Below are 16,295 nucleotides of genomic sequence, written 5' to 3'. Positions count from 1 at the left end.
CATCACGGAGCCACCCGGTAAAGCCCGAGCGACAGCTTGTCTCCTGACGAATAGTTGATGCCGTCGATCTCGGTCAGGCGCTTGGCCGATTTGCCCTGGGCGGTCAGCACATCGGCAAGCTTCTGCTCATCCTTGACCGGCGCCAGCCCAAGCGCGCAGGACGGGTCGTCAAGCAGGTGCCGCGCCACCCCCTCGACGTCGGTAAGCACCGTCTTGGTGCCGACCAGGAAGACAAGGCTCGGCTCCTGGAATTTCGCCGAGGCGAGCACCGTGGTGTCGCAAAGCCGGTTGGCGTCGACGGCAGCCTTGATGGCGGGGCTCAGCCAGATCGGCTTCAGTGACGGCGCGATGACGCCGAACAGCAGGCTGAACGTGATGCCGGCGCCGGCCGCGATCGCGCCGATGCGCGGAAGCGGCACCTGCAACTGCCGCGGAAAGGCAAGATAGCCGGTGACCAGAGCGACGATCGCCGCCGGTATGCTCCACCAGGAGAAGGTCCTGGCGAGATAGAGCGGCGCGCCGACGCAAACCACGGCCAATCCGATCGACACGACGACGACACCGAAAGCCGTCGCCCACCACAGCCATGTCTGCCAGCGCTTGAGCGGCGCGTTGGCCTGGTCCGCCGGCAAGGTGAGCAGCCAGCCGATCAGGAGCGCCATGCCCGGATAGGCCGGCATCACATAATGCGGCAGCTTGGTCGGGATCGCCTCGAACACCAGCCAGAACGGGATGTACCAGGCCAGGCAGAAGCGCAATCGCGGATCGTCCCAGAACCGGTTGATCGCCTGCAGCCCGGCGCCGACCGCGATCAGCCCGAAGGGCCACATGAACAGCGAATAGGTGAGCATATAGAAGCCGGGCGGCAGGCCGTGCGACTCCTCGCCCTGCGCCACCTTGTTCAGCATGTCTTTGCCGACCGCTTCCTGGAAAAAGGCGCCGCCGCTCTTCCAGGTGATCAGGATCAGCCAAGGCAGCACGATGACCAGCACGATGCCGACGCCGCGCACCAGCTTCATCTTCAGCAGCCAGCGCCAGTCGCGGTCGAAGGCAAAGAGGACCGCGGCGGTCAGCAGCGACAAGAGCGGTGAGACTGGCCCCTTGATGAGGATGCCCAACCCTTGCGCGACCCAGAAGATCCACGGCAGATGCCCGGGAACCGGTTCATTGCGCTTCGAGGCCCAATAGACCTGCGCCAGCGCGCCTTGCGCCGCCACGCAGCAGGCGAGCAGCATCGCGTCGGTCTTGGCGTCACGCCCCTCGAAGGCGGTAGCGAAGATCGCCGCCATCATCAGGCCGGCGGCCAGTCCTGCATTGGCGCCGAAGAGTCTTGTCCCGGTCCAGCCGACGCCGACGACGGCCAGCGCAATGCCCAGCATCGAGACCAGGCGATAGACCCAGATCGGCGCCGCGGCCCCCTCGCCGCTCAATGCGACCGCCGCCGACTGCAGCCAGTAGATGCCGATCGGCTTCTTGTAGCGCGTGACGTCCTGCAGCCGGATATCGACATAGTCGCCCGTCTCGACCATCTGCTTGGTCGCCTGGACGAAGCGGGATTCATCGCGATCCACCGGCGGCAGGCTGGCCAGCCCGCTGACGGTCATGACGATGCTGAACAGAAAGAGGAAGAGGTAGTTCCTGTTCATCGCGGGAGCTCGTCCGATCTGAAACTGCGGGATGGCCCCGTCGCGGCGCGCCTGTCTAGAGCATGATGCCGAAAAGTGCGAAGCGGTTTTCGGACGACATCATGCTCCATGTCATTGATTTGCGCGGCGCTTCATTACGCCAGCAGGAAAGGTGAAGCAAGGACGGCTGCCCCACGCAACCAAAACCGGAAACCACTTTTGCTAACGGCGTGTTTGTTGGTTGAAGCGCGATCGGACGCAAAACCGGGAAACCACTTTTGCTGATCGCGCTTGGATGCTAAACGCGCGCCTTCATATCCAGCATGGCCAAAGTGCCCGGCGACCTCCAGGAAGAAAAAATGTCCGCCTTCAAATCCGATTTCCTGCGCATCATGAGCGAGCGCGGCTTCATCCACCAGATTTCGGATGAATCGGCCCTCGACCAGCTTTTCGCCAAGGAAACGGTAAGCGCCTATATCGGCTTCGACGCCACGGCGAAGAGCCTGCATGCCGGATCGCTGATCCAGATCATGATGCTGCACTGGTTGCAGCAGACCGGCCACCGGCCGATCGCGCTGATGGGCGGCGGCACCTCGATGATCGGCGACCCGTCCTTCAAGGACGAGGCGCGCAAGCTTTTGACTCCGCAGGACATCGACGACAATCTCGTCGGCATCCGCCGCAATTTCGCGCCTTACCTGAAGTTCGGCAGCGGTCCGGGCGACGCGGTCATGGTCAACAACGCCGACTGGCTGATGCAGATCAACTACGTCAACTTCCTGCGCGATGTCGGCCGGCATTTCTCCGTCAATCGCATGCTGGCCTTCGATAGCGTGAAGCTCAGGCTCGACCGCGAGCAGTCGCTGTCTTTCCTCGAATTCAACTACATGATCCTGCAGGCCTACGACTTCGTCGAACTCTACAAGCGCGTCGGCTGCCGGCTGCAGATGGGCGGCTCGGACCAGTGGGGCAACATCGTCAACGGCATCGATCTCGGCCACCGCATGGAGGGGGTGCAGCTCTTCGCCTTGACCACGCCGCTGCTCACCACCTCGTCCGGCGCCAAGATGGGCAAGTCGGCTTCCGGCGCGGTCTGGCTCGATGGCGACATGCTGAGCCCCTACGAGTTTTGGCAGTACTGGCGCAACACCGAGGACGCCGATGTCGGCCGCTTCCTGAAGCTCTACACGACCCTGCCCTTGGACGAAGTCGCGCGCCTGGAAAAACTCGGCGGCTCAGAGATCAACGAGGCGAAGAAGATCCTCGCCACCGAGATCACCGCCATGCTGCACGGCCGCGAGGCGGCAGAGACGGCGAGTGAGACCGCGCGCAAGACCTTCGAGGAAGGCGCGCTCGCCGACACGCTTCCCAGCATCGAAGTGGCCAAATCGGATCTCGAATCCGGCATCGGCATCCTGGCGCTGTTCGTGAGCGCCGGGCTGGCCGGCTCGAACGGCGAAGCGCGCCGGCATATCCAGGGCGGCGCCGTGCGCGTCAACGACCAGCCGCTGACCGACGACCGCCGCGTCGTCACGCTTCAGGATCTCGGTCCCGAAGGCGTCGTGAAGCTTTCGCTCGGCAAGAAGAAGCACGTGCTGGTGCGGCCGAGCTGATCGGCCGCACCCTACTGCGCGGTTTGGGACGGCTGCTGCCTGTACTCGAAGATCGAGCGGAATATCCCGGGCGCCACGACTGACAATGGGTTGATGTTGAGCGTCGGCTTGTTGGCGTTGCCGCGCAACCGGTAGGTGACGCCGATCAGGCCGCGGTCGCGCCCGTTGCCGAGCAGCGGCCCGAACAGCGGCAATTCGCCGAAGATGCGGTTGAGGCCATAGACCGGCATGAAGGTGCCGGTCATGTCCATGTTGTTGTTCGGATCGTAGAGCGTGCCCTGGAAGGTCGTGCCGATGCGCGGGCCGCGCAGCAGGCCGTTCGCCAGCCTCAGATAGCCGGAACCCTTGTCGATCTCGGCGAAGCCGCGCTCGAACTGCACCCTGGACGTATCGATATTGCCTTTGACGGCCTCGTTCAGGCTGCGTGTGTCGCCGGCCGGCGTCGTCGAAACGATCGAGGCGAGCTTGGGCTCGTTGACGATATAGAAATTGCGGGCGTCCACCTGTCCCTTCATCGGCCCGTCTGCGGAGCCCGAGAGCGACAGCGTGATCGCGCCGCCTTCCATGTGCTCGTAGACGTTGAGGAAACGCAGGATCGCGCCGGCATCGGCCGACTTCACCCTGAGCACGCGGCCGCCTTCACCGGTTGTGTTGTTGATCGTGATCGCCGCGCCCGAGCTTGCCGCGGCGGTGACGTTGAGCCCATTCACGCGCGATCCGGCGGCGCTGTATTCGAGTTTGAGATTGGACAGCACCTCGTCATGGAAGCCGATCAGCGATGCCACGTCGGCGCTCACCGAGACAGCGTCGCTGCCTGCGCCCTTCGTCGCGGTGTCGACATCCGAGGTGAATTGCTTGATCAGCGAGCGGGCATCGAGCGACGCGCCGCTGACGTCGACGGCATAGCTCTTGCCGGAGCGCTTCACCGAAACGGCGACGTCGTCGCCCCGGTTCAACGAAACCTTGCTGAAGCGGGCCGTGGACAACGCGCCGTTGACCAAGGTCAGATTGCCGTCGATGGAAAAGCTTTTGCCGCCGAGATCGAAATCCGACAGCGTGGTAGTGCTGCCGGACTTCGCCATGTCAAACGTGACCTTGGCGGGAATGCCGGCGCCTTTGCTCCAGCCCGCCCAGGGAATGTCGAGCCTGGCGTTGGTCAGGTCGGCCGAAACCTGCTGGGCGCCCTCGCCGCTCTTGTCGATCGCCACCTTGATGGTTCCCGAAAGCAGGTCCGACAGGCCGGGCATGCTGGCGTTACGCGTCTTATCGTCGAGGATCAGCGTAACCTTGCGGCTTCGCGCCGGCCCGTCATCTTCGAGCGGCTCGACGAGATCGAGCTCGGCTGGAATGCCGTTGAGCTTGGCTTCGGCGGAGATCACCGCCTGCTTGGGCCCGACGGTAATCGAGCCGTCGGCCTCGGTCACCGTCTGGTCCTCGAACGGTTTCGCTAGCGACAGATTCTGATAGTCGAGCGAAACCAGCCAATCGAGCGTCGAGGTGTCCATGCCTTTCGTCAGCGGAATGTCCGCCCTGACATGCCCGGTGACGGTGCCGGACAGATCCTCGGACGCCAGCCCAACATGGCGCATGGCATTGATCGGCTCGTAGGAGGCAAGCTCCGCGATCGCCGGCGCCTCGCCCGCGACATCCATGTCGAGCTTGCCGACCACGATCGGCAGGTTCGCGTTCTTGATCGTCAAGGTGCCGCCGCTTGCCGCCACGGTGCGGCCGCTCGGCATATAGACGCTGCCGGAGGAGAGCGCGATGTCGACATCGTTGCCGTGGAACGCGACGGCGCCGACGGCGTCACGCACCGGCGGGATGCGCCCGGCGGTATCGAAGCGCGATCCTTCGATCTGGAAACGGCCGAACACTTCGTCGCCGGTCAGCGGCACGCCGTTGCCCATGCGCCCCGGCACGACCTGGAACTGCAGATTGGCGTCGGTCACCGTGCCGCCGAACAAATTGCCGAGCACCCAGAGCCGCGCGTTGCGGGCCGAGAACCACGGCCACAATTGCTTGACATGCGAGACCGGCATGTCGTGAACGTTGAGCGACAGCGATACTCCCGGCGGACCGTTGTCGACGAAGGCGACCGTGGCGGCGCCCAGCACCTCACCCGGTCCGCCGGAGCGCACGGCGATCTGCTCGGCGACGAGCTTGCGGCTCTTCGGCTGGTAAACGCCGGCGATACGGGCCAGGAACTGAAGCGCCGGTTCCGGCGATTCCGAAGGTGCCAGCGTCGAGCCATCGCTGGTGAGGTCATAGCGGTAGGCGGGTTCCTCCCCCGCCACTGCCGGCTTCGGTCCGATCGATCCGGCAAAATCGAAGCTGGAGCGGCCGCTTTTGATCAGCAGCCGGTCGACCGATATCTTGTTCGAACCGGCCACCAGCGTGGCATCGGCATCGACATCGGTCGGCAGCAGCCCGCGTTCGTCCAGGTCGAGCACCGAACCGTTGAGCGAGAGCGAGGCCGCCAGGCGTGATGGGCTGTCGCCCGACGCCTCCGAGCCCGAGAACTTCAACGCGATCGACCCCACCTTCCCGCCCTCCTCGGACGAGCCGGCCTCGGTCGAATTCCCCTCGCCGGAGGGGCCGGCTATCTCGAGCTTGGCATCCAGCGACGAAATGCGCCTTGCCGTCGCATCGCGTGTCGCCGAGGCGACCAAGGTTGCGTGCCGGCCATCGACATCGGCATCGTAGGAGGCCTGCATGCTTCCCGTGCCGGTCTGCGCGACGGTCGCCGAGGTGACGGTCACGCGCTTGACCGGCCCGGTGTCCGGCAGCTCGAACCCGACATTGCGCAGGTCGATCTGGCGCATGGAGTCCTCGCGCACGGCATCCAGCGCGTCGTTGACGCTGGCAAACACCGCCGTCGACACTTTCTCCGGATCGACAAGGCCGTCCTGGTTGCGCAGCACCGCCGTCCAGTCGCCGCCGCCGGAGGGCATGGCGGCCACCACGATATGAGCGTCGGAAAATCTGGCGCTGGTCAGCCGGACATCACCGGAAAGCAGCGGCAGCAGGCGCATGCCGAAACGCACGCGTCCGATATCGGCCATGGGTTTGCCGTCAGCCGTCTTCAGGCTGACGTCGTTCACCTGCAGGGCAACGAAGCTCGACCCGTCGAGCGTCAACCGCGCCGCGCCGACGGCGACGTGGACGTCGACGCCGGCGAGCTTCTCGATGGCGGTCTCCGCCTCGGCCCGGAGGCGCTCCGTGCCGATGCCCGAGGCGCCGAGGACATAGACGCCCGCCGCCGCCAGGAGCACGAGCGCACAAAGCCCGGCAAACACGCGACCGAGGATGCGAAAGCGCCGCCGCACCGCCGCGCGGCCAAGCGGCGGCACGCGGCACGCGGACGGAAGCTTCGCCAGGTCGGTGATCTCGTCACGCCTGAACCTGATCTTCTCGTGCTGCGGGTCTTCCTGATCCAAGCAATCTTCCGTTGTGACGAACTCGTCGTGGACGAATCCCCGCCTCACGTTATATCGATGCTCTCCCGCGCGTAACCGCAAACAAGGGCATCGACATGTCTGATCTCCAGGTGGGCGACGCTGCACCCCAATTCGATCTTCCGCGTGACGGCGGCGGCTCCCTCAGCCTCGCCGCGTTCCGGGGCAAGCCCGTCGTACTCTACTTCTATCCGCAGGACGACACCACAGGTTGCACCAACGAGGCGATCGGCTTCTCGCAGTTGAAGCCTGAGTTCGAAAAGGCCGGCGCCGTGGTGATCGGGCTCTCACCCGATAGCGTGAAGAAACACGACAAATTCAAGGCGAAGCACGATCTTACCGTCGATCTCGTCGCCGACGAGGAGCGCAAGGTGATCGAGGCCTATCATCTGTGGGTCGAGAAGACGATGTACGGGCGCAAATATATGGGTGTCGAGCGCGCCACCTTCCTGATCGGCACGGACGGCCGTATCGCCCGCATCTGGCGCCAGGTTCGGGTCAAGGGCCATGCCGAGGCCGTGCTGGAAGCCGTTCGCGCGCTCTGAGCGTCGCAAAAGCCCCCCAAAGCAATCGACAATTATGGTCGTTACTCGTCAGGTGCCTCGGCCTTCGGCTGCCGCCGCGTCCTCCAGGATTTCGAACGATGGCTCACCTGATCGGCCAGCGCGGCAAGATGGCCACGCAAGCCGCGCGCGCCCATCATGGACGACAGCGTGACTGACTGCGTGGCGAAGCGCCGCTTGAAATCCTCGCCGCCGCAGAGAAAATCGACCGTGGCAAGGCCACGGTCGAACGACCATTGGATATAGTCCATCATCAGCACCATACCCGGCGAGGCGCGCTCGTATTCGGGATCATAGGTGGTGACGAAAGCCATCATCGTGCCGCGCTGCTCGAAATTGATCGAGACGGCGACGATCGTGTCGTCAAGCTCCAGCACGAAGATGCGTAACAGCCCGAGGTCGGCCAGCACCGAAATCAGCGCGGCGAGAACCGGCGAACCTTTGTCGAACAGATCCGAGGCGCGACCATGGCGAGCGAGCCAGAGGCGCTTCAACGTCGCGACGCGCTCGAGCACCGGCTCGCGCGGCTCCTCCGCATCCAGCAGCCGGAAACGCAATGCACCGCTTTCTTCCATGAACTTGCGGCCGCGACGATAGTTCTGCCGGCCCTTCTTGGACAACGTCTCGAACCATTCCGCCCCACGCTGCCATGAGCCAGCGACACGATAGCTGATTTCACTGCGGTGATTGGGCCGAAGCGCCTTGCCATGAGCCGGTTTCAGCAGGGCATGCACACCGGCATCCGGCAGCAGACGGTTGAGATAGATCAGATCGAAGCCACCCTGGTCAAAAACATACTGCCAGAGGCTGGAGATCGCCCGCGGGTCGGTGTCGGGCGCAACCAGCGCGTCGCCATAGTCACTGTGATCCTTCGCCGCCCATTCCAGTATGCGGATGCCGGAACGCCTGAAGGTCGCGAGCGCTATCACGCCATCGAGCCGGTCGCCGTTCCAGGCAAGCCCGATCCTGAGCGCGCGCCTCTCCTGCTGCGGGGTCGTGCGCCACCAGGCCGCGATCCAGTCGGGGTGCTGGAAGACAAGCCCGTCAGCCCGCTGCCAGAGCGCGCTCCAGGCGGGTGCGATCTCGGCCAGGCGCGCCGCCGATGTCACGACTTCGAAGGTGCGCGTGCGCGGGATTGCGAGCACAACGGGAGCGTTCATGGCCGTGTCCCCTCCGAGGCTTGCGAGGTGCGTGACCGTGGCTTTCCGGGCCGCATGCGCCTGGCGATATGTCCCCACATCCGCTTCAGCGGCATGACGTAAAGGCCTGCGAGCGACTGATAGTCGCGCACATCGCGGTCGACCAGCCCGAACTTGAAGTCCTCGTCAGGCCTCGGCACACACAATGTTCCGAAGAGCCGGTCCCAGAACGAGAAGAGCAGCCCGAAGTTCTTGTCGTAGTGGCGCGGATCGACGCTGTGATGCAGCTGATGCCAGTGAGGACACAGGATCAAATGGTTGAGCGGGCCGAACGAGATCTTGAAATGCGTGTGCCTGACGAAATCCATCATCAGGATGTTCCGCATGACATAGACGTTGACGCCAAAAACGGTCAGTTCGACAAGGTTCAGCGAAATCAGCGACCAGATGCCGAAGCAGAACCCCACGATGATGCCGTCCCAAGCTCGGTTCATCAACTCGTCGAGCGGATGGACCCGGTCCTTGGTGATCCCGACCATCACCTCGGCCGAGTGATGCACCTTGTGCAGTTCCCAAAGCAGCGGATAGCGGTGCTGGGCGACGTGATAGAGATAATAGGAGATGTCGTAGGCGAGGAGCATGCTGACGGTGAAGATCAGAACCGTCACCGGCCCTGCCGGCCCCTCGGTCAGAGGCGGCTGGAAGTGGAACAGTGTCGAAAACAGCCAGTTGGTCCCGTATCCCACCGCCGTCACGAAGACGATTCCGGCGGGCAGCATCAGGAAAGGCATCAGGGCCTTCTTCGTGACCCAGAACAGAAGGTCGGCCTTCGCGGAGGGATGGGTGATGACCTCACGCGGGACGGCGAACTCGAAAAACTCCTTCCAGCTCTTCTCCTCGGCCGTGCGCCAATAGGCCACAAGCGCGCTGACAAAGGCAGTCAGCAGCAAAAGCCCGGTCGCCAACAGACTGGTGCCCGAAATCTTGTCGAGGATCTTGCCAACCAGATCGTCCAGCATTCCTACCGCCACGGTGAATCCCAAATACCAACACGCCTTTACTCGAAAAACGTCAACTAAACGCAATCGAAGACAGTTAAGAAACCTGAGCCCTGCTCTGCGAGCTATAGGCTGCTGCTGGCAGAACATCGGTGTTCATGGCCAACGATTTCCCGGCATGAGGTCCGCATCCTGGAGATTTTCGCGCAACTTCTTGCCCGTGCTGCGTGCATTCGGCGCCGCGCAGTCGGCACGGCAAAACTTTGTTAACCCTAATAATGTGTAATCAGGCTTGTCGTTGATCCCCATAACGAAAGCTCCGTCCCGTGAAACAAACCGGTCAGTCAGCGGTCTTCGGCAGGCGCAAGGAACCGCACACGGTCATCATCGCCCGGGGCAACGAGATAAGGCATTTCACCATCCGCCCCTGGCTCGCCGCGTTCATCGGCTCGGCCCTGGCGGCGATCGCCATCGGCTACTTGCTCGCGACGTCCTATCTGGTGCTGCGCGACGACCTGATCGGCGCCACGACGGCCAGGCAGGCGCGCATGCAGCAGGCCTATGAGGACCGCATCTCGGCGCTGCGCGCTCAGGTCGACCGCATCACCAGCCGCCAGCTTCTCGACCAGCAGCTGATGGAAACCAAGGTCAGTGAGCTGCTGGCCAGGCAGACCCAGCTCAGCGAGCGCCACGGGCGGCTCGGCCCGATCCTCGAGCGTGCCGAGAACGAGGTTGGCGACGCCACAGGCGCCGCGGCGCCCAAGCCCGACGAGCACGCCGAAGTCACCGGCAGCCTCTCGCAGGCGCCGACCTACTCCGTCGGATCTTTGGGCGCGGGCGACACTAGGCCCTTCTCGCTCTGGTCGACGAGGTCCGACCCGCTCGACGGCGAAACGGCCGCAGATCGTGCAGACAAGCTGTTCGTCTCGATCAATGCGTCGCTGAAGGCCATAGAGAACCAGCAGCTTTCCCGCATCACCACTCTGGCCGACAACGCCTACAAGAATGCGGATGGCATCGTACAAGCGCTGGAAGCGGCGGGGCTGCCGGTCGACAGCGAGTTCGACAAGGGCGATGTCGGCGGCCCGCTGGTTCCGCTTGATCCCTCAATGGCTTTCGACAGCAAGGTCAAGGAGTTGGACGAAGCGCTTGACGCGCTCGACCAGGTCAAGAAGGAGGCGCGCAAGCTGCCGCTCGCCAACCCCGCCCCGGGCCATACGGTGACCAGCCCGTTCGGCGTGCGCACCGACCCCATCCTTGGCAGCGCCGCCCTGCACACCGGCATGGATTTCAGGGCGCCGATCGGCATGCCGGCCAAGGTCACGGCCGCCGGCACCGTCACCAGGGCCGGCTGGGCCGGCGGCTACGGCCGCATGGTCGAGGTCGACCATGGCAACGGCTTTGCCACACGCTACGGGCATTTGAGTGAGATCGATGTCACCGTCGGCCAGAAGCTTGCCGCCGGCGAAATCATCGGCAAGACCGGCAGCAGCGGCCGCTCGACCGGCCCGCACCTTCACTACGAAGTGCGTCACGACGGCGAAGCAGTCGACCCGTTGCGCTTCCTGACCGTCGGCAAGAAGGTCGCGCAGTATCTTTGACCGGCTGATCCGACACCGGCGCCGGCGAAACGCTAAGCGCCGGGATCTTCCTGCCCGGCCAGGTACATCGTTGCCGCCGAAACCAGAGTAAGGACACCGCTCTTTAACGCGGCCTCGTCGACGCGGAACCTGGCGTGGTGAAGCGGGTAGACCGACCCGACCTCCTCATTGCGGATGCCGAGTCGGAAATACACCGACGGGCGTTTCTCGCTGTAGTAACCGAAGTCGTCGGCAATGCTCCATCCCTGCACGTTGAGAGCATTATCTACGCCGATGCTGGCCCTGGCGCCGGCCATGATCAGGGCCGCCATCCCGGTATTGTTGATAACGCCGGGTTCGCCCCGGTGGATGTCGATCTTTACGTTTGCGCCGTGGCTTGCAGCTATTCCTTCAAGCACCTCGCGGAGCCGGCGCCAGGCACGCTCGCGGGTGGCGTCGCTGCCGCTGCGTATTGTGCCTTTGAACGCAACCTTGCCGGCGGTTACGTTGTAGGCGTTGCCGCCGTCGATGGCGGTCACCGATATGACCAGCGGATCGTAAGGATCGGTCTCGCGCGAGACGATCTTCTGTAGCTCGCCCACCATGGAGCAGGCGATAGCTAGCGCGTCGATACCCTCATAGGGTTTTGCCGCATGCGCCGCCGAGCCGGTGACCAGCACGTCGAACGTATCGCACGCCAAAGTGTAGGGGCCGGAGCCGACGGCGACCTTGCCGGATGGCGTATAGGGGTCGACGTGGACGCAGATCGCGGCATCGACATCGTCGAGAAGCCCCTCCTCCACCACCCGTTTGCCGCCAGACGGCTCGTCCTCTTCTGCAGGTTGGAAGATGAGGCGGACCGTTCCGCCGAAACTGTCGGGTGAGCGATTGAGATGCGCGGCGACCGCGAAGCCCATCGCGGCATGGGCATCGTGACCGCAGGCATGCATCACGCCCGGATTTTCCGACGCGAAGTCGACGCCCGACTCTTCTTCGATCGGCAAGGCGTCGATATCGGCTCGGATAGCCACCTTTCGGTTCGAAGGCCGGCCGGTGYCGACGATATCGACGGCAAGCCCGTAGCCGGCCACATCGCGAATCTCGGCGATCCCCTCCTTTGCAAGCATCTCGCGCAAATAGCGCTGCGTGCCCGCTTCGCGGTTCGAGAGCTCCGGGTGGCGGTGCAAATGGCGACGGATCTCGATCATCCGATCGAGAATCCCGGCATCGATGTCGGGAGCGGTGTCGCTCGCTGAAGACGGCCGGTCAGGATTTGACATGGATATCCCGCGGGAACTTCGTCAGCGTCTCGTTGCCGGTCTCGGTCACCAGGATGGTCTCGCTGATCTCGATGCCCCAGCCGTCCATCCACATGCCCAGGATGGAATGAACGACATTGCCGGGTTGCAGCACCGTCTTGTCGCCGGGCCTCAGGCTGATCGTATGCTCGCCCCAATCCGGCGGATAGGCAACGCCGATGGAATAGCCGATGCGCGATTCCTTCTTGAGCCCGTGACGCTCTATAACCTTGCGCCAGGCAGCTTCGACCGCTTCAGCGGTCGTGCCCGGGCATACGGTATCGAGCACAGCATCCATGCCTTCGATGACGGCCTTTGCCGTGTCCGCGACGCGCGCCGGCGTCTTGCCGAGCTGCATGGTCCTGGCGAGCCCGGCGGCATAGCGGCGGCAGACGCCGGCTAGCTCGAGCGCGATCGTTTCGTCCTTTCCGAACCGCCGGTCGCTCCACATGATGTGCGGCGCGGAGGCGTTTTCGCCGCCGAGGATCGTCGGCGGCAGCGCGGTGATGTCGCCGGCAAAATCCGGGCTGCCGGCGATCTGCGCCGCCTGGATGGCGGCGATCGCGTCGCACTCGCGCACACCTGGCGCAATGACTTCGTAGGCCCGCGCGACCGCCGCCTCGGCCAGCCTTGACGCCTTGCGCAGATAGGCGATTTCAGGCGGCGATTTAACCGCGCGGATCCAGTTAACGAGCAGATTGGCGTCGTGCCATTTCGCTTTGGGCAGTCCGGCGACGAGCCGCGCATGCGCCTTCGGTGAAAAATAATAGGCTTCGAGCTCGATGCCGATATGGCGATTGCCCCAGCCCTTGGCGACGATCCAGGCCGCGATCCAGTCCATCGGATGACGGTCGGCGCGCTGAACATGGTCTTCCGGGAAGCCGACCACGTTTTCCGGCTTCATCCAGGCCGTCAGCAAGCCGCCGGCAGCATCCATGGCGCGGCCGATCCAGACCGGCTCGACCTCCTCGATCGGAACAAGCACCACCTGAGGCGTGTAGAACGACCAGCCGTCATAGCCGGTGATGTAATGCTGGTTGGCGACGTCGTTGACGATCAGGAGTTCGATACCACGCTTGGCCATCTCGGCGCGGATCTTTCCGAGCCGCTGCTGGTACTCTTCGCGGGCAAAAGGCAGTTCAATCATCTTTTCTCCTCACCGGATCGATCGGGTCGGGGGCGGCTTCCCCTGCCGCCACCATCGCGGTGGTTTTGGCGGTCGGCAATCGGCCAGGACAACGCATAGGCAGGGCCTAGCACAACAGACACGGCCTTCCCGACCGACACGGTCAGCTCCCTTACTTGAGCCGATGACGTGATCGCCGAACACGAGGGGCGATTGACTTGAGGTAAGTTGTAGGATGATATGTATCACCCAATATCCAGACATAGACGCTCATGACTCTCCAACGCCTTTCACCGGAAATCCTTGGCGCCATGGAAAGCGCCGTCGGACAGAACGGCATCGCCGCCGATCCGGCCGGAATGGCGAAGTATCTGGGCGACTGGGCCGGCGACTATCGCGGCGGGGCTCTCGCCGTGCTGCGGCCAGCTTCGGTGGCCGAGGTTCAAGCGGTAATGCGTTTGTGCGGCGAACTTGGGCTCGGCGTGATCCCACAGGGCGGCAACACCGGACTGGTGTCGGGCGCCATCGACAGCAAAGGCGGCGGCTTGGTCGTCGTCAGCCTGGAGCGGCTCAGCTCCATCCGGCAGATCGATACCGAGAATTTCACGCTGCAAGCCGATGCCGGCTGCGTGCTGCAGACGATCAAGGACGCGTGCGAGGCGCGGGATTGCCTCTTCCCGCTCGCGCTCGGCGCGCAAGGCAGCTGCCAGATCGGCGGCAATGCGGCCACCAACGCCGGCGGCGTCAACGTGTTGCGCTACGGCATGGCGCGCGACCTGATCCTAGGTCTCGAAGTGGTGCTGGCGGATGGCGAGCTCTGGAACGGCATCTGCGGCCTGCGCAAGAACAACAGCGGCTATGACCTCAAGCAGCTTTTCATCGGCTCGGAAGGCACGCTGGGCATCATCACCGGCGTCGAGGTCAAGCTGTTTCCGAAGCCGGCCAAAACAGAGACAGCCTATCTCGGCCTGGCCTCGTTCGAGGCGGCCGTCGCGCTTTTCAATCGGGCGCGCCGCGACTGTTCGGATCTGATCTCCGCCTTCGAAATCATCGGCTCGGAATGCATCGAGCTTGCCCGGCTGGTCGACCCCGCAATGAGAGCGCCGGTCTCGGCRCCAGTCCATGTGCTGATCGAATTGTCGTCCAGCGCCGCCATCGACCTCAACGGCTTGCTTGCCGGTTTCCTCGGCGATGCCATGGAAAATGGCTTGGTGACCGACGCGGTCCTCGCCGCGAGCACCGCGCAGGCCAGGAGTTTTTGGGCGATCCGCGAGGGCCTTGTCGAAGGCCAGGCGAAGCGCGGCTATCATGTGCGCACCGATCTGTCGGTAAAGATTTCCGGCATCCCTGCCTTGATCGAGCAAGCCCGCCGCTTCGTCGCGAATGACCACTCCGGCTGGATTCCTCTCGCCTACGGCCACGCCGGCGACGGCAACATCCATTTCAACGTGCTGCCGCCGCTCGAACTTGCCGAGCGCGAGGCTCGTGCGCGTGGCGCTGAGATCATCGCCGGGCTCTATGAAATCGCCATCGGCCTCGGCGGCTCGATCAGCGCGGAGCACGGAATCGGCCGCAGCCGCCGAAAGGAATTCTGGGCCGGGCTTTCGCCGACGCATCGCCGCATGGTCGCGGCACTGAAGAGCGCCCTCGACCCTAAGGGCTTGATGAATCCCGGCTGTCTGTTGCCCGTGACGGAGACTTTTCCATGAAGCAGAGACTGGCCGCCATCGGTACCGTCGAAACGCTGCCGCACCGGGTCGCGGCCTTCCTCAGCCGCGAGATCGAATCCGGCGAACTGAACCCCGGCGCGCGGCTGCCGACCGAGCAGGAGCTGTCGGAAAAATTCGGCGTCAGCCGCAACGTGGTGCGCGAGGCGATCGCCCAGCTTCGTGCCGACGGCATGATCGAGGCGCGCCAAGGCGTCGGTGCCTTCGTGCTGGCGCCCGAGCAGCGCGCCGCGATCCGCATCGACCGCGAGGCGCTCAAGGACACGCACAATATGGAGCGGCTGTTTGAGCTGCGCTGCATCCTCGAGGCCGAGTCGGCGGCGCTGGCGGCGGCGCGGCGCGGCAAAGAACATCTCGATTCGATCAAGGCGGCGCTCGACCGCATGGGCGGCGAGGAGCGCTGGGAAGAAGGCAGCATCGACGCCGACCTGCTCTTCCACCGCGAGATCGCGCGCGCCACCGGCAACAGCTACATCCACACCTTCATTTCCTTCGTCTGCGAGCAGATCCGCCACTCGATCCACTACGCCCGCATGACCAACCCGCTGCACGACCTCGTCGAGATCAATGTCGGCGAGCATGTGCGCATCTACGAGGCGCTTGTGGCGGGCGATCCTGCGGCTGCAGAAGCAGCAATGCGCGCTCACATCGTCGGCGCCGCCAACCGCGTCGGCGTCAAGTTGCCTATCCACAAAGCTGGCGGAGCGAAATAGCCATGTCGGCAAACATCACGCGCATCTCCGACGTCTGCCTGCTGGTGGAAGACATCGAGCGTACCGTTGACTTCTACGTCGACAAGCTCGGCTTCCGCCTGCGCCGCCGCGCCGAGGGCTTTGCCGATTTCCATGGCGAGGGCGTCACGCTCGCCGCCTGGGAACTCGACCACATCAACCGCCATACAGGCGTGTCGAACCTGAAGTCGCCGCGTCGCGCGCACAAGGTCTGCGTCGCCGTGCAGCTCGATGCGCCGGCCGACATCGACCGCATGCATGCCGAACTCAGCGCCAGGGGCGTGCCCTTCTACGGCCCACCCGAAGACTACGTCTGGAATGCGCGCTGCGCCTATTTCACCGACCCGGACGATACGCTCTGGGAGCTTTACGCCTGGCTCGACGGCGGCCCTGGCGACTACCACGACGAACAGCCGTAGACGACGCCGCGCCGAAGGGAG

At 64.1% G+C, this 16,295-nt stretch carries 12 protein-coding genes; 6 read left to right on the top strand and 6 right to left on the bottom strand.

Annotated features, from left to right (window positions below):
* Window positions 1–2: 2 nt before the first annotated feature.
* The gene (locus LCM4577_RS15025; protein WP_071071984.1) at window positions 3–1,646 is read right to left on the bottom strand and encodes a glycosyltransferase family 39 protein; all 1,644 of its coding nucleotides are present in this window, start codon (window positions 1,644–1,646) and stop codon (window positions 3–5) included.
* A 338-nt stretch (window positions 1,647–1,984) separates the two neighbouring features.
* Here LCM4577_RS15025 and tyrS point away from each other — a divergent pair, with 338 nt between their 5' ends.
* Window positions 1,985–3,238 carry a tyrosine--tRNA ligase gene (tyrS, locus tag LCM4577_RS15020; RefSeq protein ID WP_071071982.1) on the top strand — a complete coding sequence of 418 codons (1,254 nt, stop codon included), beginning with the start codon at window positions 1,985–1,987 and terminating at the stop codon, window positions 3,236–3,238.
* A gap of 11 nt (window positions 3,239–3,249) precedes the next feature.
* Here the strand turns inward: tyrS and LCM4577_RS15015 are convergent, their stop codons facing one another.
* Window positions 3,250–6,675, bottom strand: coding sequence for a DUF3971 domain-containing protein (locus LCM4577_RS15015; RefSeq protein WP_071071980.1), 3,426 nt, complete (start codon window positions 6,673–6,675; stop codon window positions 3,250–3,252).
* 95 nt (window positions 6,676–6,770) lie between these two features.
* On the opposite strand from LCM4577_RS15015, the gene LCM4577_RS15010 reads away from it, so the two are divergent.
* The gene (locus LCM4577_RS15010) at window positions 6,771–7,238 is read left to right on the top strand and encodes a peroxiredoxin (protein ID WP_071035255.1); all 468 of its coding nucleotides are present in this window, start codon (window positions 6,771–6,773) and stop codon (window positions 7,236–7,238) included.
* A 41-nt stretch (window positions 7,239–7,279) separates the two neighbouring features.
* Here LCM4577_RS15010 and LCM4577_RS15005 read toward each other — a convergent pair whose 3' ends face one another.
* Window positions 7,280–8,416, bottom strand: a complete 1,137-nt coding sequence (locus LCM4577_RS15005; protein WP_071071978.1) for a GNAT family N-acetyltransferase — start codon at window positions 8,414–8,416, stop codon at window positions 7,280–7,282.
* On the bottom strand, window positions 8,413–9,414 hold the full coding sequence (locus LCM4577_RS15000; RefSeq protein WP_040981322.1) for a sterol desaturase family protein: 1,002 nt from the start codon (window positions 9,412–9,414) through the stop codon (window positions 8,413–8,415). Before LCM4577_RS15000 ends, LCM4577_RS15005 begins: the two co-directional genes overlap by 4 nt.
* Before the next feature lie 305 nt (window positions 9,415–9,719).
* Between LCM4577_RS15000 and LCM4577_RS14995 the strand changes: the two genes are divergently transcribed.
* Window positions 9,720–10,994, top strand: a complete 1,275-nt coding sequence (locus LCM4577_RS14995; RefSeq protein WP_071071976.1) for a M23 family metallopeptidase — start codon at window positions 9,720–9,722, stop codon at window positions 10,992–10,994.
* A 32-nt stretch (window positions 10,995–11,026) separates the two neighbouring features.
* On the opposite strand, the gene LCM4577_RS14990 is transcribed toward LCM4577_RS14995, so the two are convergent.
* Together LCM4577_RS14990 and LCM4577_RS14985 are read right to left on the bottom strand one after the other, a co-directional pair.
* Window positions 11,027–12,253: a M20 family metallopeptidase gene (locus tag LCM4577_RS14990; protein WP_083354731.1), complete on the bottom strand. Its 1,227-nt coding sequence runs from the start codon at window positions 12,251–12,253 to the stop codon at window positions 11,027–11,029.
* Window positions 12,240–13,418 carry a M24 family metallopeptidase gene (locus tag LCM4577_RS14985; RefSeq protein ID WP_071071972.1) on the bottom strand — a complete coding sequence of 393 codons (1,179 nt, stop codon included), beginning with the start codon at window positions 13,416–13,418 and terminating at the stop codon, window positions 12,240–12,242. The genes LCM4577_RS14990 and LCM4577_RS14985 overlap by 14 nt, the downstream gene beginning before the upstream one ends.
* A 251-nt stretch (window positions 13,419–13,669) precedes the next feature.
* On the opposite strand from LCM4577_RS14985, the gene LCM4577_RS14980 reads away from it, so the two are divergent.
* From LCM4577_RS14980 to LCM4577_RS14970, 3 genes are read left to right on the top strand one after another with little or no spacing between them, the layout of a single operon-like run.
* The gene (locus tag LCM4577_RS14980; protein ID WP_071035250.1) at window positions 13,670–15,106 is read left to right on the top strand and encodes an FAD-binding oxidoreductase; all 1,437 of its coding nucleotides are present in this window, start codon (window positions 13,670–13,672) and stop codon (window positions 15,104–15,106) included.
* Window positions 15,103–15,837 carry a FadR/GntR family transcriptional regulator gene (locus LCM4577_RS14975; protein ID WP_041007100.1) on the top strand — a complete coding sequence of 245 codons (735 nt, stop codon included), beginning with the start codon at window positions 15,103–15,105 and terminating at the stop codon, window positions 15,835–15,837. Before LCM4577_RS14980 ends, LCM4577_RS14975 begins: the two co-directional genes overlap by 4 nt.
* Window positions 15,838–15,839: 2 nt before the next feature.
* On the top strand, window positions 15,840–16,274 hold the full coding sequence (locus tag LCM4577_RS14970) for a VOC family protein (protein ID WP_041008744.1): 435 nt from the start codon (window positions 15,840–15,842) through the stop codon (window positions 16,272–16,274).
* Window positions 16,275–16,295: the final 21 nt, after the last annotated feature.

This window comes from Mesorhizobium sp. LCM 4577 (genome assembly GCF_001854795.2).
Taxonomy (GTDB): Bacteria; Pseudomonadota; Alphaproteobacteria; order Rhizobiales; family Rhizobiaceae; genus Mesorhizobium; species Mesorhizobium plurifarium.
The sequence above is the reverse complement of the archived record's forward strand: the minus strand, read 5'-3'. Positions and strand labels throughout refer to the sequence as shown.